Genomic DNA, 25,069 nt, shown 5'->3' on the forward strand with positions numbered 1-25,069 from the left:
CGCCTGTCGTTAGAAGGATTGCATTTCGCGCTCGAGGTCACGAAGCTGTTCGACCCGCCGTTCGGTCGGCGGGTGCGTCGAAAAGAGCCGGCCGACGATGCCGGACTTGAGCGGGATGATGAAGAAAGCGTTCATCTCTGCTTCCTCGCGCATGTCCTCTTTCGGAACCTTGTCCATCTGGCCGGAAATCTTCAGCAGCGCCGACGCGAGCGCCGACGGGTTGCCGGTGATGGCAGCGGCCCCGCGGTCGGCGGCGTACTCGCGGTAGCGCGAGAGCGCCCGAATGAGCAGGTAACTGACGATCCAGACGACCAGCGAGACGAGGATCGCGACGATGATACCGCCGCCACCACCCTCCCGGCCGCGGCCGTGCCCGCCGCCGAAGAACGCGCCCCAGCGAACGATCATGAACGCGATCGTCGAGAGGAACGAGGCGATGGTCATCACCATCATGTCGCGGTTTTTCACGTGGGAGAGTTCGTGTGCGAGGACGCCGTCGAGTTCGTCCTGCTCGAGCATCTGCATGAGGCCGGTGGTCACGCAAACGGCAGCGTTGCGCTGGTTGCGTCCGGTCGCAAACGCGTTTGGGACCTTCGAATCGACGACTGCGACCTTCGGTTTCGGGAGGTCGGCCTGCTGTGAGAGCCGTTCGATCGACGCGTGCAGCTGTGGATACTCGTCGGCGGAGACCGACTTCGCACCCATGCTCTTTAGCGTGAGCGTGTCGCTGAAGTAGTACTGGACCAGCGAGAATCCGCCGAACAGTAACGCGAACATCCACAATCCGCCGCCGATGTAAAGGACGAGCGCGCCGGCGAAGACGATGTACAACGCAAAGAGCAGAAACATCGTCACGAACATCCGAGCGCGCAGTCCCCAGTCCGCCTGCCAGTTCATACTCGAAACGAGGGGCTCCGAGGAAATAAGTGCCTTGACGTCAAGCCCGAGCGGGTTCCGTCGCTCGGCGTCGACTACCCAGACACCTCGAAATTCCCAGCCGTATCGAAGCTATCGAAACCAGGCCGCTTTCTGGCTCGAGCGTAGTGGGACGGTGGATGACACCGTTCGTTCGTGGTGCGCAATCGGGCGCGACGTTCGACGATACTATCGGGGGCGACGAGCGGCGGACTGAATGGACGCAAGACGGGTTGAACTGAGACGCGTGACGGGATGGCTCACGACGGATACCCACGTCGGCTGTCAGCCAAGCCGCAGGGGACCGGATCGATCATCCCCGGCATCCGGATCGTAGATCCGGTAAAAGGCGGGAACGTAACAGAGCCAGGCAACGACGTACGCACTCCCAATGAGGACACTACGCGTATCGATGCCGGCGAGAAGTCCGTCGCCGATGCCGACGACGAGAACGATTCCGAGCAAGACCGGCAGCGGGGGATGCTCGAGCCAGTCGTACAGGACGCCCACGAGCGAGCCGACCACGTACCCGATAGTGTAGCGAGCGATTGCCGCAACGACGACGTTCCACCAGAAGAGTGCCACGACCGAGCGACCCGATTCGATCCCGATCAGACCGAGCAGAGCCGTCGCGTCCGCGTAGAACGACCCCTGAAATCGCACCAGACTCACGACCGCGAGTCCGGCGGTCAGAAGCCCGACGATCCGGCCGGCTCTGACGCCGGCTCTGGCCGGGTCGTTTCGTTCGACCATGGGTATACGTTACTCGTGGCGCGTTTATCGAACCGGCGCGTTTATCGAACCGGCGCGTTTATCGAACCGTCGTGGACGCGAGGGGGCTACTTCAGCGTCACGGCGGTGCCGTACGCGATGACTTCCGACCCACCGTTTGCGATTTCGGAACTTTCGAGACGAACGTTGACGACGGCATCAGCATCCATCGATCGGGCATCTTCAGCCATGCGCTCGAGGGCTTCGTCACGAGCGTCGGAGAGCAGTTCGGAATACGCCTTCAGCTCGCCGCCGGTGATGTTCCGAATACTCTGCGTGATATCCCTGCCGACGTTCCGTGCTTTGACAGTGTTCCCTCGAGCGATGCCGAGCGAGTCGTCTATCTCGCGGTTGGGGACCGTTTCAGTGGTGACGAACTCCATGCGAGCCACCTGTTGCAGTGACTACATTAAAGTTCTGCATCAACCGGCGCCGTTCACAGCGAATCCCCCACTGCTATTCGTTCGTCCGTAATTGCTGTCCGTCACCAGGTTCATGCGGCGGGTTCCCGATCCGGGGGCACGGCGGTCCCGGGCAGTCGAAGCCCGACGAAGTACAACCGCATCGTTCGCCACGGCGGCAACCGTCTCGACCTCGAGATGACCGATCGAACCGTCGGATGCGGAGGCACACACTGGACCCGGCAAACGGGCACATTCACCGGCTATATTTCAACTGTTACAGCAGTTAGATTCAACATTATTTCATAATAAATAAATAGGCCCCCGTCATGTTAGCAACTAACACGCACGGTGACGACATTGTGGGCAGCAGCGAGACGCCTCTACGGGGGTCCGTGGCGGTGCGTGGGACGCGCTCGACAACGAGTGACATCTCTATCCAGAGACACAAATATGACAACACGAAAACGTTCACGCAGACGGATTCTGAGCAGTATGCTCGCGACGGCGGCTTCGGGGTTGGCGGTTTCGTCCGTCTCAGCGGCAACGGGAGAGGTCCGTCTCGTTTCGTTCAGTTCAGCAAGCATTGACGCCAACCGTGACTTCGGCATCGACAATCCAGAGCAGGTTCGAGAAGGCGATGTCCTGATCATGTACGTCGGCGGCGGGGGCGGCGTTCCCGAATCCGATCAACCCGGCTGGACCCGCTTCGCTTCCTGCCAGCAGGAGTACAACGGCCAGGACGAGTGTCTGGCGTACGGCGGTGCGGACCTGAACGGGCAGGTATTCTATCGGGTGGCGACGAACGACGAGCCGGATACGTATGAAATCAAGATCGGTTCCTCCAGCCATGCCTCCGCATCCATCATCGCCCTCAGAGGAGCCGATACCAGCGATCCCATCTATTCGTCGGCGGGACTCGTCAACGATTATGACGGTGGCGAGAGCCACTGTCCGTCGACGGACGGTGTCGAGGGCGGCATGCACATCTGTGGCTGGGTGCACGACGATCCACAGCGAATCCAAGAACCCGACCGCATGACGATTCGCACCGATCTCACCATCGGTGGTGACGCCCTGCAGACGGCCACCAACTCGCTGAACAGGACTGGCGAAACTGACCGGATCGTGGCGGAACATACCAACGATCCTCCCGGCGGCAGTAGCGACCTCAGTATCGCTGTCGTCGTACGTCCCGGCCCCTCCGACGGTGATGGCGGCAATAATGGCGGTGAGGGGGACAATGGAAACGAGGGCGACAACGGAAACGAGGATCAGACCGGAAACGAGGATCAGACCGGAAACGAGGGCGGCAATGGAAACAGCGGCGAGAACGGAAACGGCGGAAGTGACGGCAGTGGATCGTACCCGGACTGGCAGGAAGACGAAGTCTATCTCGAGGGCGACCGCGTGATCCACGACGGCGCCGTCTGGGAGGCCCAGTGGTGGACCCAGGGTGAGGAACCGCGAGACGAGCAGTGGTACGTCTGGAAGCGAGTCAAAGACACGAGCAGTGTCACTCCTGTCGATCCCGGTGCAGGTCCGACCCCCGCGTGGGATTCGTCCAAAATCTACCGCGAGGATGATCGAGTAACCCACGACGGCACCACCTGGGAAGCCCAGTGGTGGACGCAGGGACAAGAACCACGCAACGAGGCGTGGTACGTCTGGCAACCAGCCGAGTAGCACTCACTGCGGAACGTGTAGTACCGCGGGGGCAAGCCCCGCGGTTTCACATACTGAAATACTCGTCCCGATTCGCGGCTGGAAATCCGATAGCTTCTATGCTGAAGAGCCGGCCACATCGGTTTCCGCCCGGAGCGACCGCCGTCCGCCTCGAACCGGTCGAGTCTGAACTCGCCGAACAGACCGGACTGCCGGCTACCGGCAGCCCGGTCGATTGCGACGTCAGTCTTGCAAAGCCGTCGACGAACTCGAGTTCGAAAACGGTGACACGTCGCTCTTCTCGCGGTACGCTGCGGAATTGAGATATTCGCCATCCTCGAGGACGGCGAGTACATTGCGCCGACAAAAATGTGGAGTGGGATCGTCCTAGAGCGGAACACAGATAGTCAGACAGTTTTTGTAGTGATGGCACTCCCAGGTATCACTTCTTCTGAGCGTATCCGTTATGTCCACCCTCTGTGTATTGACGCCGCGGTCGATCAGTTGTCGTTCTATTTCGTCTTCGATTTCTTCGATTTGTTCGTCACTGTACTCTGCTTCTACGATGTAGCTTTCACCCGCCGACTCGTCTTCTTTCACTCTGATTGTGGGTCCGTCTGAGGCCATAGTTCGTCGGTGTCACGGCTCCGGGCACGGACTTACGTACCCGGTCAATTCTACAACCTCATTCGTATTAGTAATATCTTATAGCAGTAGCACACATAAGTCTCGGTCGGTTATTCAGCCTGGCGTGTTTGTATTCCACACATTCGCCCACGTCATCTCCCTCTTTCCGGCAGGGGCTGTGGCCTTCGCTTTTCGGGTCTATCACTCAGTTCGTCTCGAGATCGACGGTGACCGTGTTACCGTCAGGTCGTCCGTCTTGACTATCCCGAACGTATGACGGACCGCGGCTATCGCGAAATCGCGTTCATCCGTGGAACGAGGACGCGTTTGTATATCTCATAGCACTCCGAAGCCGAAGCTCGCGAACGGCCAGACGTAGTAGAGGGCCACTCCGACGATGAGTGCGGGAATCGTCGTGTAGATCGTGGCGACGATGGCCGCCTTCATGTCGATGGCCATCAACGGAAACAGCGCGTCCCCGTCCTGACTGATGGCGTTCGCCGTCAGCGCCGAGAACGGGATCCCCCCTTCGGCGTATATCCCGGCGAAGACGATCTGGGGGGCACAGCCCGGGATCAACCCGAGCAACGCACCGCCAAACGGAGCGAGCACTCCCGCAGCCGCTGCAACTGCGGCGATTTCGACGTTGAATATCACGATGCCGTACTCGTAGATGAGGTAGGCACCGATGACCCAGACCGTGACCATGCTCGTTTCCATGGCCGCGTGCTGGAACGTCTCGTAGGTGCTGGCGAAATCGTCGCGAACCCGGCCCGCGTCACCCTCGCCGATGAAGCGTCGGCCGACGAAATGGAGGTAGAACGACGCGGACGTTCCGACGAGTCCTGCAACGGTGAACAGCCCGAAAAACGTGGGCCGAAACTCGAGTGGAACTTCGGGCGCGCCGCGAGCGAGGTACAGGACCCCAGCGACCAGCCCTGCGACGGCGACGGCCCACCAGAGGACGTGAACGCCGTGACTGAACCGTCGCATCGCGGGCGAGACCGTTTCGACGGCGTCGTCGATCCGTCCGTGGAGTCCGGTCCGGCTCCCCGTCCCGTGTCCTTGGCGGTGTCCATTGGAGTCGCAGTGGCTATTCGTGCGCTGGTACTCGGGAATGCTTGGGCCACCGTCGGCGACGTTCGTCGTCGTAAACCCGCCGTCGGTCATCGGCTGACTGACCCGAGCGACAGCCTCGTCGACGCGACCAACGCCGAGCCCCCAGATATCGATCGCGTAACCGAACAAAACGGCCGAGATGAAGGCCAATCCGTAGGCGTACAGCGCGGCTTCGGGAGCGAGCGCCAGAATGACGAACGCGGAATCACCGGCCGTCGCAGCGAGCGTCGCCACGACGGTCCCGAAACTTATCGTGCCGCGGATATAGAGCGGCATCGCGATAATCGCACCGCCACAGCCGGGCGTCAGGCCGAGTAGCGCTCCCGCCAGCGGCTGCATGCGTTCGTTAGACTCGAGGTAGGAGACGATGCGCCCGCCCGTCACGTACTGGATATAGCTGAAGATGAGGACGGTTATCGCGACGAACGCGCTCACCTGAACGAAGCCGTCACGCAGGGAGAAAATCAGGATATCGACGGCCTGCTGTCCCGTGATATTGAGCGCGTCCGAAAACACCGCGAGAATCCATAGTCGAATCATGAGAGAGTAGAACGTGAATCGGCGGCTGAATGGCTCCGGCAACGAGGCGAATCGTGTGCAACGGACGAAATTTGCCCGACCGTTGTCGCGTTCCAGGTAGTCACACTGTCGGGACAGTCCGCGAACGCGCAGTACCACTCGTCGGCACCCTCACTACCATCGCCACAGCCCTTATCGAGGCATCTCTCGAGGATGACTTTCGTTCTCGTGTCGGCTCGGAACGGGGATACAGTGTCTGCTATCAGCATGGATCGGTGAACAGGAGTAACTGAGATGGCTAATCATAAAACTCTTCTTATCAAAGTTAATTATTAGATGGGGCTAATCCACGGCCGGGCTGAGAGGGAGAGAGTGCGTGCCAGGGGCCGAACCGCTCGAGAACGACCCGCCTCCCGCCACTGTCTGCAACGCAACACCGGCACCGGCGGTTTGGCGACAGCTGGGCATCATAGAGAAGGGAGCGCGTCTGGAGTTCGGCAATGCGAGCGGTGTTCGCGTCGGCTCTGTTCAAAGCAGCATCCGCGATTGCGTCTAGACCGCCGCGTCCCGTTTCGAAAGCGTCGATATCGTTCTCGAGAGAGTCGACGCGCTCCTGCGAAGCGGCGGTTCGATCGCGTCGTCGGGAGACGGAGCCTCGAAGGGCATCGTCACCGTGGACCACCGCCAGAACGGACGGACCCGTCGGACCCGTCGAACTCATGGCGGTCGTACGCTTCGAGCGTCGTCTCGAGGTTGCCAATCGCCTGCTCGACCGTCAACGAGGCGGGGATCGATCCCTCGAGGGTACGGATATCGTCGAGGACCTCCTCGAGCCTGATTCTCGTGCGGTCCCCCTCCGCGGTCATCGGGGACCGACCTCCGTGTGGGGGCTCGAGTCGGCGGGCTGTACGTCCGAACGGCTTCGTCCGTGCTGAGTTTAGTCGTCATTGCTTCTGGTGACCAGAAGCGCGGTCCGGTGCTGGTACACCGGGCCGAGAGCGTTCTCGACCGTCCCACGCTTCCTCCTAACCAGTCTATTTGCAAAAACAATAATACTTAGGGTCTAAGGGACAAGGGTTGGGGACCAAGTCTAAAGCCATCGTCCCTTTAGACGTGCGCACACTACCTATCGATCGAGATTCGATGCTCGACGAAGACGATCTCGGACCAGCCGACGAGAAGTTACTCGACATGTTGAACGAGGGGCGTGTTACTGCGCCCTTCGTCGCCGAAGAGACCGGCTACAGTCTACAGTACGTACGCGATCGTCTTGGACGGCTCGTGGAACATGGCAACGCACGCAAAGTGTACGAAGGTCTCTACGAAATCGTCGATGACCCACGGAAAGATGAAAGATAAGTGGTCTGACGTATAGTGGAAACTACCCTTTTATCCACGGGAGCTACAGGAAAGAACCGATATACGAGCTACGATCGCACGAACGGCGACCGCGAGAACGATAACCGGCATCGTTTTTCTGGTCGTCGTCCCACTGTCCGGTATGCTCACCGAGTATCAGCATGCGTCTGGCGACCACTGCGGGTCCGCGTCCCTCCGAAACCTCGCGACCTATTACGAGTGGGGGGTCGACGAAGCGTCGTGCTTTGGTCTCGGTGCAGGTATCGGCTTCGAGTACGATGAGTCGGGACCCGCCTCTCGTACGATACTGGGTCGAAGTGCGCACCTCGAGGCGGCGTTCTTCGAGACGCTCGGAATCTCGATCGCCCAAACGGACGGCCAGTCGAAAGACGCGGCCTGGGATGCGCTCGAAATCCAAGTCGAATCGGGACCGGTGCTGTGTTTCGTCGACCTCTTCTACCTGCCATATTTCGGAAGCGATACTCACTTCGGCCCTCACACGGTCGTCGTCATCGATATGGATGACGACTCTGTGACCATTTCGGACAGCGAGTTCGCCGAGCCACAAACGGTCTCTCGAACGACGTTCGACGACGCCTGGAGTTCGGATCACGGGTTCTGGCCGCTCGAACGCCGTTGGCTTGCCGTCGAAAACCCCACCCCAACGGTCGCGACTGACACCGCGACGCTGGCGGCAATCGAACTGGCGGCGGAGACGATGGAAGACGGCGGCAAACCCGAAAGTGGCGTGGGTGCTATTCGAACGTTTGCGGACGACCTTCCGGCGTGGACGACGTGCGATGACGTGCGATGGACCGCACGGTTTGCCTACCAGAACATCGAGCGCCGGGGAACGGGAGGTGGTGCGTTCCGCCGACTCTACGCTACCTTCCTCGATACCCTCGGCGCGGACGCCGGTCTCGACCCCGGATTCGGTGAGCGGATGCACCGAATCGCCGACGGCTGGACATCCCTTGGCAGCATCCTGAAGGCAGTCAGCGACGCCGACGGTGCAGCCGAGCGCACCGAGTACCTCACGGAGGCGAGCGACTTCGCACACGACCTCGCGGATCGGGAGGAGGCGCTGTTCGCGGACCTCGCGAAGGCAGTGTGAACTGCTTCGGAGTCGCGTATGGAGGTCATACAACGAGGCCCTCGGACGATTCCGCCTCGGTCGATGTCACCCACCTTGATACCGTCGCCAGCGCCTACGAGAACCTATGTCGGAACGGGCAACAAAGCAACTCGCGATATTCGTACTCGTTGCCTTCGGGTGGACGTGGACGTGGGATGCAGTGTACTACGGGTTCGGCTGGTGGGAGACACTCCCGACCACGCTCCCACGACAGTGGGGCGTTCCGCTCGGCGCAATCGCCGCTGTGCGGGCGAGCGACACCTCACTGCGAGCGTGGCTGTCGGGGATCTTTGCGTGGCGATTGCACCCCGGACTGTATCTCGTCGCCATCCTCGTTCCGCTCACCATTACGAACGTTCGACCGGTCCTCCGGGCGCTCGGCGGAGGAAACCTATCCTATTCTCCACCGGCGAGTCTCCCGCTCATCGTGCTCTTCGTTCTCGCGAACGCCCTCATCCTGGGTGGAATCGAAGAAATCGGTTGGCGTGGATTCCTCCAACCGAGGCTTCAGGAACGAGTGTCGGTCGTGACGGCCGGAATCGTCGTCGGTGTGCTGTGGTGGGCGTGGCATCTGCCGTTGTTCCTGGGACATCGAAACTTCGTCCTCGAACCGGTGCCCGTGCTTCGGTATACGGTGTTCGTGATCGGCGCATCCACCGTGTTTGGGGCGTTCGTAAACGGGACGAACGGGAGTATCCTCCCGCTGATGTTGATGCATGCGGGGACAAATCTTGGGCCCGTTCTGAGCGGGTCCGGCGGTATGGGTAGCGGTTCGACGATGCTCCCGCTCGTTGTCGGTTCGGGACTGTGGTGGCTCATTGTCCTCGTCCTCGTACTCGTGTACGGTCGGTCGATGGTGCCGAACGAAACGTTGGACCGACGGAAGACTCGTCTTTAACGGAAGACAATATCCAGACAGATGCCGTTCTGTCCACGCATCTCGATGTCGTGCAGTCGACGAACGCGGTCCCGTATCCATGGTTGATGACATACCGGACAACAGACCAGCCAATCATTTTATCCAGACGTATACAAATCAAAAATCGACCGCGAATACTCGAAATCATACGCAAAATTCATCATTTCTACCGGGAGTTGAGCTATCATGTCCACCGACCAACCGATATCCGAAGGGGTCCTTCTCGATCTGATAACCATCATCCAACTGACTCTGGGTGTGCTGATTCCCATCGCGGCGATAGGGTGGGTCCACGCAATTCTCAGTACCTACTTCAGTCCGGATGAGGTACGGTTCTACCCCCAGATTCTGTTGGCTCTGATCGGACTAGCAGCCGTCGGTTATCTCCTCTCGTTTCTGTACGAGTAATCACAGACCGGCTTCGTCGCGACGTCGGAGAGAGTAGAGATGCGACAGTGGCAAAAGTTTGAATGGAACCATAGTAGTTATCACAAGATATTTCCGATGGATTTTATCACCTGCACTGTTGGCCAATAGCATTATAATCCCGTGACAGCAAGGGGAAAATGGCGAGTGGAAGGATTTGGTCGGAGACCACTGATCCGCTTCGAAATATCACTGTCCCTCGCCGAAGTCGAGATCGTTCCAACGTGAAGTCAATAGCCACATTGTCACCCGATCTCGGACCCCGCCCCAATTGACACACCACCTGTGGGATGGGGACTCCGACGCCGGCCCCCTGTCGGCGTTTTCTCTACATCGATCACAATCGACGACCAACCCGTCTCGAAGCCGATTTTTTGATCCCACATCGAACACTGGGACCGTCTTTCCGAGCGGAATAAATCCATCAGCGGATGTATCGATCCAGAACGTGCAGAAAGAAGCGACAGCCACCAACTGCGTCCTGTGGCTCGCCAGCTGGCAGGGAATAATACCTGTTTTGCCCTTCTGATCCCTGTTGATCTGAAATACGCAACCGCATCCCGACTTTCCCAGCGGGACCCAGGTGGCAATCCTTCAGTCACCGCCGACGTCATCACGTATCGATGAGCAGATAACCCACGATGGTACCGTACTCGAATCCGATCTCCCACACACGAGTGTTGGCGATTCGTCACTGACCATCGTCACCGCTTTCGACGCCATTTCGAAGCCGAGAGGGATGATGGAAGAAATGCGCCCGGGTTTAGGATTGACTCATTATCCAGTATATTTTGGACAGATCGGGCCCTGTCGCCGAGCAAAGCCGCTCGTTTTGCCCGCTCTCCCGGACCCCACCGTTTCACATGGAGACCACGAGACGTGGTCACGTCTGACGAAGGCATTCCGCCGCAGCGTCTGACGCATGTCTGACGGTTTTGGGTGGTCAACCCCTTCGTTTCGCGTGGAACGACTCGAACGTCACGAGCGCGTACTGATCGCGGTCGACGGGAAAATCGACGCGGCCACCAGAGGCGAAGCAAGGAGTCGTAACGAGAGAACGGGTGGCTTAACTCCGTGAGCCCCAAACGGAGGACAATGAGTGAGTCGCGTGCGTTCTGTCCCCGCTGCGGGGACCCGGTTCCCGATCGATCGGCGAGCGACGCGGACGACGGCCCGGATGAAGTCACCTCCGAACGTGCCAGTGGGCACGCAAACGATCCGCTACGACCAGGTGCCGAGGTCGAACTCTGCGATTCGTGTTACTTCGATGACTTCGACTTCGTGGACGCACCGGACAGAATAGACGTTCGCGTCTGTTCGCGGTGCGGGGCGGTTTATCGGGGAAATCGATGGGTCGATGTCGGCGCAGAAGATTACACCGACATCGCCATCGAAGAAGTCAGCGAGGCGCTCGGTGTCCACGTCGACGTCGAAGACGTCGCCTGGCAGATCGAACCCGAACAGGTCGACCAGAACACGATACGCATGCACTGTTACTTCACGGGCGTCGTCCGCGGGACGCCCGTCGACGAGCAGGTAACGATTCCAGTCAAAATCTCCCGACAGACCTGCACTCGCTGTGGCCGGATCGCCGGCGACTACTACGCAAGCATCGTCCAGATTCGCGCCGAGGACCGTACCCCGACGACCGAAGAAATCGAGCGTGCAGAAGAGATCGCCACTACCATCGTCGCCGACATGGAAGCGACGGGCGACCGCAACGCCTTCGTCACAGAGACGAACGAGACCCCCGACGGTCTGAATATCAAGGTCTCGACCAACAAAATCGGCAAGAAGATCGCAAACAAGATGATCGAGGAGTTCGGCGGCACTGTCACCGACGCCGAAACGCTCGTGACCGAAGACGAGGACGGTAACGAGGTTTATCGGGTCACGTTCGCCGTCCGCCTGCCACCGTATACGCCCGGCGACGTCATCGACCTCGCCGATGACGACGGCGGCCCGGTCATCGTCCGCAGTGCTCGCGGCAACCTCAAGGGCGTCCGCGCGACGACCGGTGAGCGCTACGAGGCGAGTTACGAAGAAGGGACGTCGCCCGAAGCCCGCAGACTCGGCCGGCTCGAGGATGCCATCGAGACGACGGTCGTCACCGTCGAGGACGACAACGCCGTGCAGGTCCTCGATCCGGAGACGTTCCAGTCGAAGACCATCGCACGGCCGGACTACTTCGATCCGAATGCCGAGACTGTGCCGGTACTGAAGAGCCGCGCCGGTCTCCACGTCATGCCGCGAGAAGGACCTGGGGAATAGATTCATCCGCAGTAGCGCCGTTTGTGAAGCCATTATTTGATAAGTTTTTAACTATCTTCTGCATAATCTATTCTGATGCGACGGAGAGAGTACTTGTCCGGATTGGGAACAGTCTGTGCCGGGTTACTGGGAGGAAACATCTCGTTCGGAGCGGGCGCAAAATTCAGTGAGCCAGGAGGAGGAGGCGACGGCCGAAACGACGAGCGAGAGAAAAAATACGTCGAGATGGCGTTTCGCTGTCGAGAATCGACCGCTAGCAGTGACCCCTACACCTTCGACGTAGCAGGCGTTTTCGTCAAGAGAGCACACCCGCTCTTTTCCACCACGGAGGTTACTGAGACGCCCCGTATGGCCAGGCCATCAGTGGGAAATCTCGGCGAAATCAGTCTCAGATTGACGCCGATCGGAGACGCGAGTATCACTCCCCCGAATCCGGACGCTCCGGAAACGCAGGTCAAAATCGGATTCGTGTCGGACCCGCGTGACAGTGTTGACTCGTCAGAGTACGGTATTACCCGCTACGAAGAACTAGCAGATGAGAGACTCGTCGAAGAAACGATTCGTCACGATACACCCCTAGGCGTCGTCGAAGAGGTTCTGGGTCCCAGACGTCTTATCGGAGCGGCTCTGGAAAGGAGTGAGATAATGCGCACACACGTGGCAGATCCGTATTCTCTGGCTCGAGGCGCAGTTGCGATCAGTCTCTCGGACAATCTCATCTCGAAAACGAAGATTAGCCCCAGAGAGACCAAATACGTGTTCGATCCGGCGACTGATACCACTTCTTTCGCGACGTTCGTGTACGTCGAGGGAGTACGAGTCAATGACGCCGTCGAAAGTCCTCTCGGTGGCCACGCTGTTGCCGTCGAATTGGAGGCGAAACCGACCTCGTACGGTGCGTTATCGGGTATCCAACCACAGCAGCGAAACGGGACGTATCAGATACTGTGACCAACTGCGTGCAATACGGCGAACTAGCTTGCCAACGGAGAACAGCCACGAGTTACGGGACGCCGAAGTCCGGAGGGGTTCCTCGAAGCGGCTACGATCGGTCGGACTTTTCGCGGGAGATTCGACACGGTAGAGTGCCCCAATCGACCGCTCCGGGCGGCATCGGTTTCGTGAGAGAAGCATCGCTGGGCAGTGAATCCGACGATCGTTTTCGGGTGATCGCTACCGTGTCGACAGATTTTTCGCCGTCACCGTCATTATTTCGCGGCAGAGACCCAGGTACACGCAGACGTACCATCCCAGATGTGTCACGACGAATACCTTAGCGCAGTCATAGCGAAGCCTCGAGCCGACATCGCCATCGAATCGCTCCGGAGCGAAGGCGTCTACGACGAGTCGCGATGCGTGCGAGAGTACGACGATGCACACGTTGCACTCCCAGTCGAGGAACCTCCCCAGCGTACCAGCGTTCGCGAGGTGATCCGTCAGCTCGAACCAGAGTTCAGAAATGCGACTCTCGAGTCCCTGCTCACAGAGCGGGGCTGGAGCGACGAGGAACTCGAATCCGCACCCGGCTCCTGGGCGGTGATCGGATCGGTGATTCTCGTGACAGTTCCCGAAGACTGTCCCGACGAAACCGAACTCAGCGAAGCGCTGCTCGAGTTACACGGCGAGGCAGACAGCGTACTCGCCGACGAAGGGATCGCCACCGACGGCGAAGCGGGGACCTATCGGAAGCCCCAAACCCGGCACCTGGCGGGTGAACGGAACACGGAAACGATCCACACGGAACATGGAACCCGATACGGGCTCGATCCCGCGTCGGTGATGTTAGCCCCCGGAAACCAGGCCGAGCGCGCTCGAATGGGCGACCTCGAGTCCGTGGCCGACGACCGGGTGTTCGATATGTTCGCCGGCATCGGCTACTTCACGCTGCCGCTGGCCAGGGCCGGTGCGCGGGTCACCGCGACCGAGATCAACCCGGCTGCCTTCCGCTACCTGCTCGAAAACGCCATGCTCAACGACGTCAGCGACCGGGTCGACGCATATATGACAGACTGCAGAGAGGTCGCGGGCGAAATCGAAGCCGATCGCGTCGTCATGGGCTACTACGGCAGGTCGGATGGCACTGCCGCAGATGAGACCGATTCCGACCACGGGACGCGAACCGACGAGGCACACGAGTTCCTCCCGGCCGCCCTCGAGGCGCTGGTCCCCGGCGGCGTCGTCCACTACCACGAAGCGACCCCCGAACCCCTGCTGTGGGACCGACCGCTCGAGCGACTCGAACGGGCTGCAGACGAAGCCGGACGGGAACTCGAGGTGCTCGAGAAGCGGCGTGTGAAGAGTCACAGCGCAGGTGTTGCACACGTCGTCGTCGATGCTCGGTTCGAGTAGTGCGATCGTTCTCGGCGTGGGCTTCAATATGTCCATGCTGGACGATGTGACCAGGGTTTTCCATCGTCAGAATCCCTATTACTGCCTGTTGGCGTTCGTCTTCGGTGTGGTAGCGAGCATCCGCAGCGGGATACCCCCGCCTGGAAGGCGGCTAGGGTCCGTCCAGTCGAAGCGCACCGGAGGTAGCTGAACACGATCTCTCGACCCGAGAGCGCCTCGAGGCGGCCGCCGACGGTGCCGGGCGGGTTGATCGGAATCCCCCGAAAATAGCCATGCTAAGTGCTACAGCGCGGCGCCGATCGAACCGTGGTCGACGAGCGGTTCGAGTCAGCGACCTGTCCCAAACCGACCAGTCCAGCAACCATCGGTGTCCGAACCGACGACATCCGGTAGCGCAGAAGCGGTGGGGGTCGTGACATTGATACTTGCGGAGCGAATCCCTCCGTTCATGGACAGAAATCAGCTCATCGCCCTCGTATTCGCACTACTCATGGTGTCTTCGATGGTCGCCTGGGGTGCGACCGCAATTCTCTAACGAGCGGGATGTAGGGCCGAGAAGGCGCTAACTGCTCGTCTCCGTCCCACTATTCGTCCGTGTCCCAGACGTCAGCAAGCGGACTCGAGCGCGATGAACGCCGCGATCGACTGGACCGAGACGTCCCGCGGTCTGCGTCTCCCCGTTCGGCGGCCTCAGTCCCGTCCGAACCCCCAGTCGGCTGGGTTCCCATCTTCGTTCCTGTCCCCGGTTTCGAGGCGCCGTCCCCCAGCGCTTCGTTCGGGTCGAACGCCGGCAGGGTCGGCTGTTCCATCCGGTCGACCTGCGCTTCGAACCAGTCGGGCATGTCCGTCCGAGCGCGTTCGAAGCAATCGAGCAGGCTCGAGTCGGCGAGGTACGTCGCGCCGTAGTCGTCGGGCGCCCGGACGACCCGGCCGCAGGCCTGAATGACGGTCCGAAGCGCCGTCCGATAGTACCACGCCCACTGGCCCTCCTCGAGGCGGTGAGCCACTCGCGAGTCGCCGGTGTTGAGGAACGGCGCTTTGCAGAGAACCTGCCAACGACAGAGATCGCCCTTGAGATCGAGCGCCTCTTCCATCTTCACCGAGAGGAAGACGTCGGGATCGTCTGTGGCCGTCCAGGCCTCGAGGGCGGCGTCGCGACCGTCGCGGTCGTGGACACGAATTCGGTCGCCGACGCCAAAGTCGGCCAGGAGGTCGGCCAGGCGCTCCTGGATGTCGTAGGAGTGTGCGTGGACGAGGCCCTTCTCGTCGGAGTGACGTTGCATGAGCCGGACGATCGTTCGGGCGATCTTCGGCGTCGTCTCCGATCGCTGCCCGTAGGTCATCTTTCCCTGCGTGACGTCGTACAGCGGCCGGTTCTCGACGGGGAACGTGTGATCGACGTCGATCAGTGCGACGGTTTCCGGATCGAGCCCGACCTGCCGGCAGAACGCGTCCTTGTTGAGGATCGTCGCCGACAGCAGCGCGAACTTGTTGCCGCGGTCCCAGACGGTGTGCTGGAGGTATTTTTCGGGGTTCATCGGCTTGACCGTCAGCGGACCGCCCTGTGGGTCGTCATCATTCTCGTCATCCTCGGCGGCCGCTCGACGGCTCCCGGCGGGGTCAGACTGGTCGACCAGCCACGTCGTCGGACTCTGCGGATCGCGGAAGTCGGAGACGAACCACTCGAGTTCGCCGATGAGTTCCTGCAGCCGGTCGCGTTCGCGCACCTCGGCTGGGGACAGCGAATCCTGGGCGAGTAGTTCGTCTTTCCGGCGCGTACAGGTTCCTGCGAGGTTCTCGGCGTAGCGGACCGCCCGCTCGACGGTCTCGACCTCCGGAACGCGGAGGTCGTCCCAGAACGGGACGGTCCGCGGCCCCAGTTGAATGGTCGCGTACATCTCCGCCCACTCGGCGAGACCGTGGGCCTCGTCGACGACGACGACGTCACGGGTCCGGAATACTTCGCTGCCCGCGGTCTGCATGAAATAGGCGAGCGTCATCGCCGCGATCTCCCGGTTCGATGCGATCGCTCGATCCGAAAAGTACGGACACCGGTGTTTCACGGAACAGTCGTACCCACGTTCGCGGACGCAAGGTGCCTGATTGACCGGCGTATTCCGCTCATTCGGCAGGATGCAGGAGTAGTTTGACTTGCCGCGGATGACGTTCAGATCGGCCAGCAGGTCGTCGGCCGCGACGTCGTCCAGCTGGGAGACCTGCGGGGTCGTGTAGTACGCACCCGTGGCGTCGCTCGGATCGCCCTCGTCGGCGCGACGGGCGCAGCCGGCCACTGCGCGGGCGAGCAAAGACTTCCCGCTACCCGTCGGGGCGCGCACGAGGACGACGTCGTTGCCGGCCGCGAAGGCGTCGCGAACGTCACGGAGGGCCTGTTGCTGCGCCCCGCGATAGCTCGGCGCGGGAAACGCATCGAAGATCCGCTCGGGGTTCACCGTTCGAGTTACCGCACGGCCGCGTCCTAAATGCTGCGAACCGTCGCGCCGACTGAAGCGACGCTGCGTCGGGCGATTCTCGATAGTGACCACCCTCGAGCGATATCGAAACCGGCGTCTACCTGACGGTATCGACCGCCTACGGGACTCGGGTTCGAACAACCGGACGGGTAGCCGACCGATTACAAATACGAAATCCGTCCTCGGCTTGCAGTACGGAAGGGTCGCTCAGCGGAAGAGCACCGCGGTGCCATTGGTTCCGCGGCGGCACTATGCCTCGTGGCGTTCGAATCCCACCCCTTCCGCTCGCGGCGTTGGGTGTGCCGTGACTTCGGTGACGGACTGCGCCCGTGTTCACGCTCCCACGGTGTGTCCGTCGGCCGAACTATCTGTCATGGGCGCGGCGGTCGGTGGCAACGCCGACCGCTGCAAAGATACCTCGACACCTCTGCTCGGTTCCGACGTACGGGACGGCAGACTCAGTATTCGGTCATTTTTTGACATTCATCGGGGAGCTGATCGAGGAAGCTCTCGAGGAACGCCAGTGGCGCTTCGACTTCGATGTGTCCCGGTTCGTGAACGGCTTCGTCTCCGACCTCGAGCTGAAAGGGCATCGTCTCGAGATACCCCACGAGGGTCCGTCTGAAACGCCTGCGCTCCTCCTCGATATACCGAGCCAGTCGATCGCTCTCTCCCCACAAGGGTTCGTCTGAAACGGCCAGAATAGACGAATCGTCTGCCTCACACGGGATAAGCTTCAACCCCACAAGGGTTCGTCTGAAACTACCCTGAAGGCACGACCGTTGACATGGATTTCCGGGGGCTTCAACCCCACAAGGGTTCGTCTGAAACTCGAACAAGGTCCTCCGGACAGTGCTCGAGACCTGGCGCTTCAACCCCACAAGGGTTCGTCTGAAACCGCAAGATGGACCCGGACGATGTGGGTGGTTCTGCATGCTTCAACCCCACAAGGGTTCGTCTGAAACAGGAGGGACTCGACGCCCGCTTGCACCGACGCCTGGAGCTTCAACCCCACAAGGGTTCGTCTGAAACCATCTGCAATAACTGCTTGGCGGATGAATTCGAAGAGGCTTCAACCCCACAAGGGTTCGTCTGAAACGTTCGAACGCAAGCAACTCGACAATCTCGAGGACGCTTCAACCCCACAAGGGTTCGTCTGAAACCTTCCTCTTCGCGCGCAACGGCGGTGCTCCGTGGGATGCTTCAACCCCACAAGGGTTCGTCTGAAACCGTAATATTCGTTTGCAGGTATTTTTCCATGGAGCTTCAACCCCACAAGGGTTCGTCTGAAACGAGCACGGCAGCGCCGGCGACTGGGTTCGACCGCGAGCTTCAACCCCACAAGGGTTCGTCTGAAACTCGATAATAACAATGACCACAGAAAACAAAGCGTTAGCTTCAACCCCACAAGGGTTCGTCTGAAACCGAGGTTGAGGTGGCCGCCCTCTGGTACCCCAAGGTGCTTCAACCCCACAAGGGTTCGTCTGAAACCGCCGTACTTCGTGCTCGAGCGATCTGTTCGCTCTTCCGCTTCAACCCCACAAGGGTTCGTCTGAAACCCGAACGGGCTGGTCAGCACGCCGCCAACTCGCGACGCTTCAACCCCACAAGGGTTCGTCTGAAACACTCATCGTACCACCTCCGGTAATTCACGTACCATTGCTTCAACCCCACAAGGGTTCGTCTGAAACCGCTGGTCCGAAATGACCGGCTACGCTGGCGGGGCTTCAACCCCACAAGGGTTCGTCTGAAACCGCTGGTCCGAAATGACCGGCTACGCTGGCGGGGCTTCAACCCCACAAGGGTTCGTCTGAAACAACATCGCCGACATGAGGATTCCCCGCGGCCCGCTGCTTCAACCCCACAAGGGTTCGTCTGAAACCGTCGCCACGCTTTGCAGCGTTTACGAGTTCGGAGCTTCAACCCCACAAGGGTTCGTCTGAAACGCCACATGACCTATGGCGGGATCATCCGCAACCGGCCGCTTCAACCCCACAAGGGTTCGTCTGAAACTGCTGCTACAACAGTCATTGTGTGGATTCTTTCGGAGCTTCAACCCCACAAGGGTTCGTCTGAAACGGTTGCTATTGAGACGGATACCTTCCAGGGCCAGATGCTTCAACCCCACAAGGGTTCGTCTGAAACCGTCTAAATCATGACTACAACACACTGGTACGTAGGGCTTCAACCCCACAAGGGTTCGTCTGAAACATTCATAAAACCATGGTCTATTCACGAAACAATCCATGGAGCTTCAACCCCACAAGGGTTCGTCTGAAACACGAAGTCTTTGGTGGACGCTGCAGGTGTGTCGTCGGCTTCAACCCCACAAGGGTTCGTCTGAAACCTGGACCCCGAACGAGACGGTAACTGTAGTCGAGTTTGCTTCAACCCCACAAGGGTTCGTCTGAAACTTTCACTCACTTTCATTACTACGTGTTCTTTACGAAAGCTTCAACCCCACAAGGGTTCGTCTGAAACCTGGATTCGTTCAGTCAGAGAGTCAATCTTAGACCGCTTCAACCCCACAAGGGTTCGTCTGAAACGATAGTGTTTTGAATCGGGCTCGAGCAGATGGGGCTTCAACCCCACAAGGGTTCGTCTGAAACAGTCTGGACGATACTTCTAATCTCGTCTTCCGTGAAGCTTCAACCCCACAAGGGTTCGTCTGAAACGGGTTCATATCCGGCTATGCCGCGTCGTAATGTAAGCTTCAACCCCACAAGGGTTCGTCTGAAACCACTCCGCCACGAGCATGCCTTTCTGCCAGAGTTTGCTTCAACCCCACAAGGGTTCGTCTGAAACGGTTGTGAACAGCCCGATAGCGGCACCAGAGGCGATCGCTTCAACCCCACAAGGGTTCGTCTGAAACCCGGATGTTTGGCTAGCGTCAACACCGGAAATCTAGGCTTCAACCCCACAAGGGTTCGTCTGAAACAACAACTAAACTATGGGTCATCAACTATATTTCAGGGGGCTTCAACCCCACAAGGGTTCGTCTGAAACAATGGCGATATCGCCATCTCCGCGACGGTAGCGGACGCTTCAACCCCACAAGGGTTCGTCTGAAACGATGGCAACCAGTGGGGAACGGTCAAACATCAATCGCTTCAACCCCACAAGGGTTCGTCTGAAACGTCGACACGTTCCGGGATACGGTTGATCTGACGGTCGCTTCAACCCCACAAGGGTTCGTCTGAAACGATCTGATACACTATGGATCTGAAAGTTATCAGGACGCTTCAACCCCACAAGGGTTCGTCTGAAACTCCCCTCTTGGACTGGGGTTCTGGTGGCTCGCGCGCAAGCTTCAACCCCACAAGGGTTCGTCTGAAACCCCCGACAGACGTGATTGCGGATAGCAAAGGCCCGCCGCTTCAACCCCACAAGGGTTCGTCTGAAACATCAGTCATCTTGATGGGTATCCGGCGTGTGTTTGCTTCAACCCCACAAGGGTTCGTCTGAAACGCCCGAACAGCGCCGGGCGATCGTGACCTATGTCGACGCTTCAACCCCACAAGGGTTCGTCTGAAACCATAGAGGTTCGATCCCGGTGCGACGCCGTCGTAGGCTTCAACCCCACAAGGGTTCGTCTGAAACCATGCCCTGTATTCGGGCTACAGACCCTAAGTGTGGAGGTCACGATAAAGAACTTCCGTCGACCTCCAATAGTCGATTGACCCCGGGGGGTCGATGATATTCTCCCACTATAGGAACCGCTGGTCTTCTGTCGGATCCTCACCGAAGACGGTTCGATTGAGAAGAGAATCTGATGAAAGCTCATAGATGATGGTCGATTCACCGGGTTCAAGCAGGTCTTCGATCTCCCCACGAAGTTGTTGTAGATCACCATCCGATATCTCCCCCTCCAAGACAGAGTTTTGAACGTGGGTCAAATACCGTCGGCCGAGTTTCAGCGCTTTGTGCGTTCGATCTGCCTGGAGATCGTATACCATTATCACGTACATCTTACCACCACCGCTTGAACGGTTCGTACCGTTCGCCAGCAAGGAGATGCTTCTTGAGCTTATACGCCTCGAGCCGTAATAGATATTGATAGCTAACCTTTCGATTTAAGTTTGGATGGTCGACGGTTCGTTCGAGCGTCTCTTCAAACGCTTTAGAATAGGTTTCGCGGCCGTGTTCGGTCAGCAAACACGAACCTAGTTCGGTTTCGAAGTCATCTCGAGTGATCTGCCCTCGATTGACGAGGCGGAAGAGAACGCGATCCGCGAGTATCGGTTTGAATAGGTCTGCAAGATCGAGAGACAGTGAATAGCGGCGTTCACCAGGTTCGTGAAGGTAGCTGATCGCGGGATCGAGTGCAGTCGCTCGTATCGCAGACACACAGTTCGCGTAAACCAACGAATTTCCGAACGAGATCAAGCTATTAATCTCGTTGGGTGGCGGATTGTATTCACGGTTCGAAAGGCGAAACTCTTCGGGTAAAATCTCGTTGAACGTGCGGTAGTATGCTTTTCGAGCGGTCGCCTCGATTCCCATCAATTCGTTAATGGGTAGACCATCATCAATACGAGAAGCAGCTTGCTCGAGGGCAGAAATTTCGGCCTCGAGATCGCGATCACGACTGTCGTAATAGACTGCATTTGATCGCATATTGTGAATACTTCCCGAGACGATCGATGCAGCCAGTTCTCGTCTATGTTCGGTATCATCGTAGGCTTGGACTTGCGAGACGACTGTTTGACCGGAGGTTTGGCCTCGCTCGGGCATTATTGATCCAGCGTAGTAATCTTCCCATCCGAAGACATGCAGGGCCACACCTTGGTCGTTCAAAAAGGAGATCAGCCGGGTATTGAAGTCGATCTGACCGTGAACGAACAGTGCTTCGGCGTTTTCGATTGGGAGGTGCTTCTTCTCATCACCGTCTGTCACGAGCCGGATAGTGTCGTCCTTACGTTCAATTCGTCCGTCTGAAAACACGTGGTAATTCCGATCCATTGTCAACACCAGCAGAAATCGTGGTACGCACAGGAATCACAGAACGGCTTCTCCACGGCGGGTGGCGGCATTTCTTTGCTCACCACGTCGTAGATTCCCCGAATCGCATCTTCGACTTTCATCTTCCGTTCGTCTGTGAGTTCGACCGATTCACGATTGCGTTCTTTAGGATGAGCGAGCACGCCATCCGTCGTGACTTCGGCAATCTGCTCGAGGTACCAGAGGTAGTACGAGAGTTGCATCTTCGCAGGTTTTGTAAGCGCCGAAGAAGGTTTGACCTCGATGACACGACCGTCTTCAAGTAAGTCAATCGAGATCATCCCGAGGTGGAGATTGCGCCGATTTTCATCATAAGCCGTATTATCTATGCGAGTCCCGCGGACGACGGTAGGGTTTTCACGGTCAATCTCGAGATTACGCGATTCGAACCAGAGTTCGCGCTTACAAACGTGGTAATACTGCATCATCACGCCCGTAACACGAAACGGGTTATCAACAGGATTCCCGCGAGCAGTCTCGAGTAGACGGGTAACGGGATCGGTTTCCGTCATAGGAACCGGCGTTCTACGGTGTTGTCAGGGACGACGAACCCAGTAGTAGGATCGAAGAAGTTCTTGAATTCCGGTCTCGATGGATCGACGTAGCGGAGATTCGTTTCGTGATGAACTGGGGGAAGGTCCATAAGTTCACGTGCTTCTTTCGAATCAGGCTGGTAGACCGGAATTGAAACCTGTCTCGACCGTAGTTCGTCGAGGAGCGGGTTTATCTTCGAGAATTCGTATTGATCAAATGCATCCTGGATCGAATCGACAATCTCGCGTTCGTTAGTTGTTCGGCAGACGACCACGTCAACTACGTGGCGCTGGTCGATAAGCGATAGCGATGCGAGTTTATCACCCCTCGCCTCGTCAACATACGTGACAAACTCTTCCTTTCCGACGTTTTTCTCATGATGTAATTTTTTGTGATATTGATCGACGGCTGTCCGAGAGACAACCATCTCCCCAAGAGAATTACTGTCGGATCGAACGGATTCCAGAGTTTCGGCGGCGACCGGGAGGAGTGACGTCCCCCGGTTGTACACCGCTTCGGCTGGTGTCTTTTTTTGGTCATCGGGTGCATCAAGCCACCAGACAGTAACGTCACCTCGATCCTGTTCAAACGAACGGTTGCAGCGGCCAGCCGCCTGGACAATACTGTCAATAGGGGCGAGATCTCGATAGACGCGGTCGAAGCTGATATCGACGCCTGCTTCGACAAGTTGGGTTGACACCGTCGCGAGTGTGTGATCACACTCGGTGAGTGTTTTCGCCGTCTCGATGAGATGGAGTCGATCTATCGGACGAAGCCGAGTCGAGAGATGAAGCAGTGATCGGTCCCCGATAGTCGTAACTTGACCGGCGATCGCTGTAGGGTCGATATCATCGGCGTCATCGGTGGCCTTGAGTTGCTCGGCATATACCTGACCGACGTTCACCAGTTCCGGATTCGCAGTAGTAACGTGTTCCGTGAATTTTCTCGCACTGTCGATTGTATTACAGACCACTAGTGAGGAATCGTCAGCCTCGAATGCGTCATTGACCTCCGAAATTGCTTCCGCATAGGGTTTTGGATTTGCCTGATCAGCGATATACCGCTCTGTCGATGGGTCGAGGTGATAGTGCACGCGTTCAGCGGCCTCGAAGTGTCTGTCCGGATTGTCAACGAGTTCGGTCGCATCGTCGAATAACCGGGGCTGTGTTGCGGTCATCGCGATGACCGTTGCATCGTAGCGGTCCGTGAGAATCGACACGAGGCGCGGAACGAGCTTCCACCACTCGAGAGGGAGGCTTTGTGGCTCGTCAAGAATAACCACGCTGTTTCTGAGAGCAGGAAGTTTCATCGATTGTGAATTAGACGGTCCTGCGAGGCTCTCGAACAGTTGTACAAACGTTGTCACTGTCAGTCCAGCGCGCCAACTCTCAGCAAGTATTCCGGCGACGTCGTCATTTTCGTCAGCAACGTCGGGATCATTGTCGTTAATCGTCGTTTCCGAAAGGTGGTGGTGGGCAGTGAGGAGTCGGCCTGTAGTGTCAGTTTTGAAAACGTCCTCAGCCTCGTTGATCACTTGGTCGATGATACTGGTAAAGGGCAACGCGTAGATGATACGCTGACCGTCGAGTCGGTCTCGAACTTTAAGCCCTGCTGAGAGTCCGGACAACGTCTTCCCCATCCCCGTCGGAAGCGTAAGCGTTGCAACGCCCCCGCCTTCATTAGCGAATTTCCCGGCGTTCTCGAGAACGGCCGCTCGAGCACGCGATCGGTGATAGTTCAGGCGCTCGCTGTGAGTGCCGTCCGGATCGGAACTTGACTCTCGCTCGAGATCATCGACGTACCCGTTCAGCTGTTCAAGAGTTGGTTTCTTTGCCTCGTAAGTGCCAGCAGATGGCCCAACACTGTTCGCCGCCGAGGCAGCGCTCGTCTTATCCGCGAGGACAAGCGATCCCCAGCACTCGAGCACCAGCGCGTAGCAGGACTCGGATACCGCCTCTCTGTTGATTCCGACACCGGTACCACTCGTTGCGACAGTCGATTCGATCTCCCCAAGTAGATCACCGAATTCGGTACGGAACGAGTTCCACGATCCGGCCCCTGCCGTTGCCGTCTCGAACACCTCCTGAGCTAGTTCGGGTACGTGGTCGTTTATGTCATCGAGTTGCATCGCGATCATGGCCTGCTGCTTTTCCGCAGCATTCTGGTTCCCTTCCGAAACGTTACTACGGCGATGAGAGCGTTCAAACACGTATTTCGGGATGTCTGGTAACGTACCATGATGCTTTGCGACAGCAACGAAGCCTGCCAGGCAGGTTTCAGTGTCGAACCCCCGAGCCTTGAGAGCATAGTATGCGGCGAAAGAGCCGACTGGCGCGTGATATCGTAACTGCTCAAATTTTGGGCTCCCGGATACCACTCCAAGGTACTGCTGGAAGTAGGTCGTCGCCTTCCCGAAGTCGTGAACGTACGCAATCGTCTCGACGATATCCCGAATCGGTTCTTCGGCAGGCGTCTTTGCATCCGCAGGAACTACGTATCGGACCCGCTCGGCGACATCTTCCAAGTGATCGAAAAGATGAACACCATTGTGTTTCTCTTCCGGGGGATGAGAATACCGAATTGGCAT

At 58.5% G+C, this 25,069-nt stretch carries 22 protein-coding genes, 1 tRNA gene and 1 CRISPR repeat array; of the genes, 10 read left to right on the forward strand and 13 right to left on the reverse strand.

The annotated features are described in order from the left end of the window. Positions 1 to 9: 9 nt before the first annotated feature. From htpX to HYG82_RS33490, 3 genes are all read right to left on the reverse strand, one after another. On the reverse strand, positions 10 to 897 hold the full coding sequence (gene htpX / locus HYG82_RS33480) for a zinc metalloprotease HtpX (protein WP_179261381.1): 888 nt from the start codon (positions 895 to 897) through the stop codon (positions 10 to 12). 303 nt (positions 898 to 1,200) lie between these two features. Continuing rightward, on the reverse strand, positions 1,201 to 1,668 hold the full coding sequence (locus tag HYG82_RS33485; RefSeq protein WP_179261383.1) for a hypothetical protein: 468 nt from the start codon (positions 1,666 to 1,668) through the stop codon (positions 1,201 to 1,203). A gap of 86 nt (positions 1,669 to 1,754) precedes the next feature. Next, complete coding sequence (locus HYG82_RS33490; RefSeq protein ID WP_179261385.1) at positions 1,755 to 2,069, reverse strand: YbjQ family protein; 315 nt, start codon at positions 2,067 to 2,069, stop codon at positions 1,755 to 1,757. A gap of 471 nt (positions 2,070 to 2,540) precedes the next feature. Here HYG82_RS33490 and HYG82_RS33495 point away from each other — a divergent pair, with 471 nt between their 5' ends. Next, the gene (locus tag HYG82_RS33495) at positions 2,541 to 3,773 is read left to right on the forward strand and encodes a carbohydrate-binding protein (protein ID WP_179261386.1); all 1,233 of its coding nucleotides are present in this window, start codon (positions 2,541 to 2,543) and stop codon (positions 3,771 to 3,773) included. A gap of 366 nt (positions 3,774 to 4,139) precedes the next feature. Here HYG82_RS33495 and HYG82_RS33500 read toward each other — a convergent pair whose 3' ends face one another. From HYG82_RS33500 to HYG82_RS33515, 4 genes are all read right to left on the reverse strand, one after another. Beyond that, positions 4,140 to 4,352 (reverse strand): hypothetical protein, encoded by a 213-nt coding sequence (locus HYG82_RS33500; RefSeq protein ID WP_179261387.1) that lies wholly within the window; start codon positions 4,350 to 4,352, stop codon positions 4,140 to 4,142. 363 nt (positions 4,353 to 4,715) lie between these two features. Further along, complete coding sequence (locus tag HYG82_RS33505; RefSeq protein WP_179261388.1) at positions 4,716 to 6,038, reverse strand: putative manganese transporter; 1,323 nt, start codon at positions 6,036 to 6,038, stop codon at positions 4,716 to 4,718. A 304-nt stretch (positions 6,039 to 6,342) separates the two neighbouring features. Then, complete coding sequence (locus HYG82_RS33510; RefSeq protein ID WP_179261389.1) at positions 6,343 to 6,738, reverse strand: hypothetical protein; 396 nt, start codon at positions 6,736 to 6,738, stop codon at positions 6,343 to 6,345. Beyond that, positions 6,686 to 6,883 (reverse strand): hypothetical protein, encoded by a 198-nt coding sequence (locus HYG82_RS33515; RefSeq protein ID WP_179261390.1) that lies wholly within the window; start codon positions 6,881 to 6,883, stop codon positions 6,686 to 6,688. The genes HYG82_RS33510 and HYG82_RS33515 overlap by 53 nt, the downstream gene beginning before the upstream one ends. A gap of 277 nt (positions 6,884 to 7,160) precedes the next feature. Between HYG82_RS33515 and HYG82_RS33520 the strand changes: the two genes are divergently transcribed. The 8 genes from HYG82_RS33520 to HYG82_RS44315 all read left to right on the forward strand — a co-directional run bounded on the left by HYG82_RS33520 (position 7,161) and on the right by HYG82_RS44315 (position 15,011). Then, positions 7,161 to 7,376 (forward strand): helix-turn-helix domain-containing protein, encoded by a 216-nt coding sequence (locus tag HYG82_RS33520; protein ID WP_179261391.1) that lies wholly within the window; start codon positions 7,161 to 7,163, stop codon positions 7,374 to 7,376. A 142-nt stretch (positions 7,377 to 7,518) separates the two neighbouring features. Continuing rightward, positions 7,519 to 8,490 carry a BtrH N-terminal domain-containing protein gene (locus HYG82_RS33525; protein ID WP_179261392.1) on the forward strand — a complete coding sequence of 324 codons (972 nt, stop codon included), beginning with the start codon at positions 7,519 to 7,521 and terminating at the stop codon, positions 8,488 to 8,490. Between the two features lie 106 nt (positions 8,491 to 8,596). Further along, complete coding sequence (locus HYG82_RS33530; protein WP_179261393.1) at positions 8,597 to 9,409, forward strand: CPBP family intramembrane glutamic endopeptidase; 813 nt, start codon at positions 8,597 to 8,599, stop codon at positions 9,407 to 9,409. A 207-nt stretch (positions 9,410 to 9,616) separates the two neighbouring features. After that, positions 9,617 to 9,838: a hypothetical protein gene (locus tag HYG82_RS33535; RefSeq protein ID WP_179261395.1), complete on the forward strand. Its 222-nt coding sequence runs from the start codon at positions 9,617 to 9,619 to the stop codon at positions 9,836 to 9,838. Positions 9,839 to 10,951: 1,113 nt separating this feature from the next. Further along, positions 10,952 to 12,127: a 60S ribosomal export protein NMD3 gene (locus HYG82_RS33540; protein WP_179261397.1), complete on the forward strand. Its 1,176-nt coding sequence runs from the start codon at positions 10,952 to 10,954 to the stop codon at positions 12,125 to 12,127. 645 nt (positions 12,128 to 12,772) lie between these two features. Further along, entirely contained in the window at positions 12,773 to 13,078 is a 306-nt protein-coding gene (locus HYG82_RS33545) for a hypothetical protein (protein ID WP_179261399.1), read from the forward strand. A gap of 303 nt (positions 13,079 to 13,381) precedes the next feature. Continuing rightward, positions 13,382 to 14,476 (forward strand): class I SAM-dependent methyltransferase, encoded by a 1,095-nt coding sequence (locus tag HYG82_RS33550; RefSeq protein ID WP_179261401.1) that lies wholly within the window; start codon positions 13,382 to 13,384, stop codon positions 14,474 to 14,476. Positions 14,477 to 14,888: 412 nt separating this feature from the next. Then, positions 14,889 to 15,011 (forward strand): hypothetical protein, encoded by a 123-nt coding sequence (locus HYG82_RS44315; protein ID WP_284144995.1) that lies wholly within the window; start codon positions 14,889 to 14,891, stop codon positions 15,009 to 15,011. 49 nt (positions 15,012 to 15,060) lie between these two features. Here the strand turns inward: HYG82_RS44315 and HYG82_RS33555 are convergent, their stop codons facing one another. Further along, the gene (locus tag HYG82_RS33555) at positions 15,061 to 16,926 is read right to left on the reverse strand and encodes a helicase C-terminal domain-containing protein (RefSeq protein WP_179261403.1); all 1,866 of its coding nucleotides are present in this window, start codon (positions 16,924 to 16,926) and stop codon (positions 15,061 to 15,063) included. A 217-nt stretch (positions 16,927 to 17,143) separates the two neighbouring features. Between HYG82_RS33555 and HYG82_RS33560 the strand changes: the two genes are divergently transcribed. After that, positions 17,144 to 17,231: transfer RNA gene (locus HYG82_RS33560), tRNA-Gly, on the forward strand. A gap of 174 nt (positions 17,232 to 17,405) precedes the next feature. Here HYG82_RS33560 and HYG82_RS44320 read toward each other — a convergent pair. The 5 genes from HYG82_RS44320 to HYG82_RS33580 all read right to left on the reverse strand — a co-directional run bounded on the left by HYG82_RS44320 (position 17,406) and on the right by HYG82_RS33580 (position 25,069). Further along, the gene (locus tag HYG82_RS44320) at positions 17,406 to 17,540 is read right to left on the reverse strand and encodes a hypothetical protein (protein WP_284144996.1); all 135 of its coding nucleotides are present in this window, start codon (positions 17,538 to 17,540) and stop codon (positions 17,406 to 17,408) included. 72 nt (positions 17,541 to 17,612) lie between these two features. Continuing rightward, positions 17,613 to 20,547: a CRISPR direct-repeat array (repeat unit 30 nt; unit sequence GCTTCAACCCCACAAGGGTTCGTCTGAAAC). A gap of 107 nt (positions 20,548 to 20,654) precedes the next feature. Further along, positions 20,655 to 20,915: a CRISPR-associated endonuclease Cas2 gene (cas2, locus tag HYG82_RS33565; RefSeq protein ID WP_179261405.1), complete on the reverse strand. Its 261-nt coding sequence runs from the start codon at positions 20,913 to 20,915 to the stop codon at positions 20,655 to 20,657. A 1-nt stretch (position 20,916) separates the two neighbouring features. Beyond that, entirely contained in the window at positions 20,917 to 21,909 is a 993-nt protein-coding gene (cas1b, locus tag HYG82_RS33570; RefSeq protein ID WP_179261407.1) for a type I-B CRISPR-associated endonuclease Cas1b, read from the reverse strand. Positions 21,910 to 21,911: 2 nt separating this feature from the next. After that, positions 21,912 to 22,460, reverse strand: a complete 549-nt coding sequence (cas4, locus tag HYG82_RS33575; protein ID WP_179261409.1) for a CRISPR-associated protein Cas4 — start codon at positions 22,458 to 22,460, stop codon at positions 21,912 to 21,914. Continuing rightward, positions 22,457 to 25,069 carry a CRISPR-associated endonuclease Cas3'' gene (locus tag HYG82_RS33580; RefSeq protein ID WP_179261411.1) on the reverse strand — a complete coding sequence of 871 codons (2,613 nt, stop codon included), beginning with the start codon at positions 25,067 to 25,069 and terminating at the stop codon, positions 22,457 to 22,459. Before HYG82_RS33580 ends, cas4 begins: the two co-directional genes overlap by 4 nt.

This window comes from Natrinema halophilum (assembly GCF_013402815.2).
Classification (GTDB): domain Archaea; phylum Halobacteriota; class Halobacteria; order Halobacteriales; family Natrialbaceae; genus Natrinema; species Natrinema halophilum.

What these genes read in the sequence shown, in the direction of transcription:
- htpX (WP_179261381.1), bottom strand. Translation starts at nt 897, where the DNA reads ATGAACTGGCAGGCGGACTGGGGACTGCGCGCTCGGATGTTCGTGACG.
- HYG82_RS33485 (WP_179261383.1), bottom strand. Translation starts at nt 1,668, where the DNA reads ATGGTCGAACGAAACGACCCGGCCAGAGCCGGCGTCAGAGCCGGCCGG.
- HYG82_RS33490 (WP_179261385.1), bottom strand. Translation starts at nt 2,069, where the DNA reads ATGGAGTTCGTCACCACTGAAACGGTCCCCAACCGCGAGATAGACGAC.
- HYG82_RS33495 (WP_179261386.1), top strand. Translation starts at nt 2,541, where the DNA reads ATGACAACACGAAAACGTTCACGCAGACGGATTCTGAGCAGTATGCTC.
- HYG82_RS33505 (WP_179261388.1), bottom strand. Translation starts at nt 6,038, where the DNA reads ATGATTCGACTATGGATTCTCGCGGTGTTTTCGGACGCGCTCAATATC.
- HYG82_RS33510 (WP_179261389.1), bottom strand. Translation starts at nt 6,738, where the DNA reads ATGAGTTCGACGGGTCCGACGGGTCCGTCCGTTCTGGCGGTGGTCCAC.
- HYG82_RS33515 (WP_179261390.1), bottom strand. Translation starts at nt 6,883, where the DNA reads ATGACCGCGGAGGGGGACCGCACGAGAATCAGGCTCGAGGAGGTCCTC.
- HYG82_RS33520 (WP_179261391.1), top strand. Translation starts at nt 7,161, where the DNA reads ATGCTCGACGAAGACGATCTCGGACCAGCCGACGAGAAGTTACTCGAC.
- HYG82_RS33525 (WP_179261392.1), top strand. Translation starts at nt 7,519, where the DNA reads ATGCTCACCGAGTATCAGCATGCGTCTGGCGACCACTGCGGGTCCGCG.
- HYG82_RS33530 (WP_179261393.1), top strand. Translation starts at nt 8,597, where the DNA reads ATGTCGGAACGGGCAACAAAGCAACTCGCGATATTCGTACTCGTTGCC.
- HYG82_RS33535 (WP_179261395.1), top strand. Translation starts at nt 9,617, where the DNA reads ATGTCCACCGACCAACCGATATCCGAAGGGGTCCTTCTCGATCTGATA.
- HYG82_RS33540 (WP_179261397.1), top strand. Translation starts at nt 10,952, where the DNA reads ATGAGTGAGTCGCGTGCGTTCTGTCCCCGCTGCGGGGACCCGGTTCCC.
- HYG82_RS33545 (WP_179261399.1), top strand. Translation starts at nt 12,773, where the DNA reads ATGCGCACACACGTGGCAGATCCGTATTCTCTGGCTCGAGGCGCAGTT.
- HYG82_RS33550 (WP_179261401.1), top strand. Translation starts at nt 13,382, where the DNA reads ATGTGTCACGACGAATACCTTAGCGCAGTCATAGCGAAGCCTCGAGCC.
- HYG82_RS44320 (WP_284144996.1), bottom strand. Translation starts at nt 17,540, where the DNA reads ATGCCCTTTCAGCTCGAGGTCGGAGACGAAGCCGTTCACGAACCGGGA.
- cas2 (WP_179261405.1), bottom strand. Translation starts at nt 20,915, where the DNA reads ATGTACGTGATAATGGTATACGATCTCCAGGCAGATCGAACGCACAAA.
- cas1b (WP_179261407.1), bottom strand. Translation starts at nt 21,909, where the DNA reads ATGGATCGGAATTACCACGTGTTTTCAGACGGACGAATTGAACGTAAG.
- cas4 (WP_179261409.1), bottom strand. Translation starts at nt 22,460, where the DNA reads ATGACGGAAACCGATCCCGTTACCCGTCTACTCGAGACTGCTCGCGGG.
- HYG82_RS33580 (WP_179261411.1), bottom strand. Translation starts at nt 25,069, where the DNA reads ATGCCAATTCGGTATTCTCATCCCCCGGAAGAGAAACACAATGGTGTT.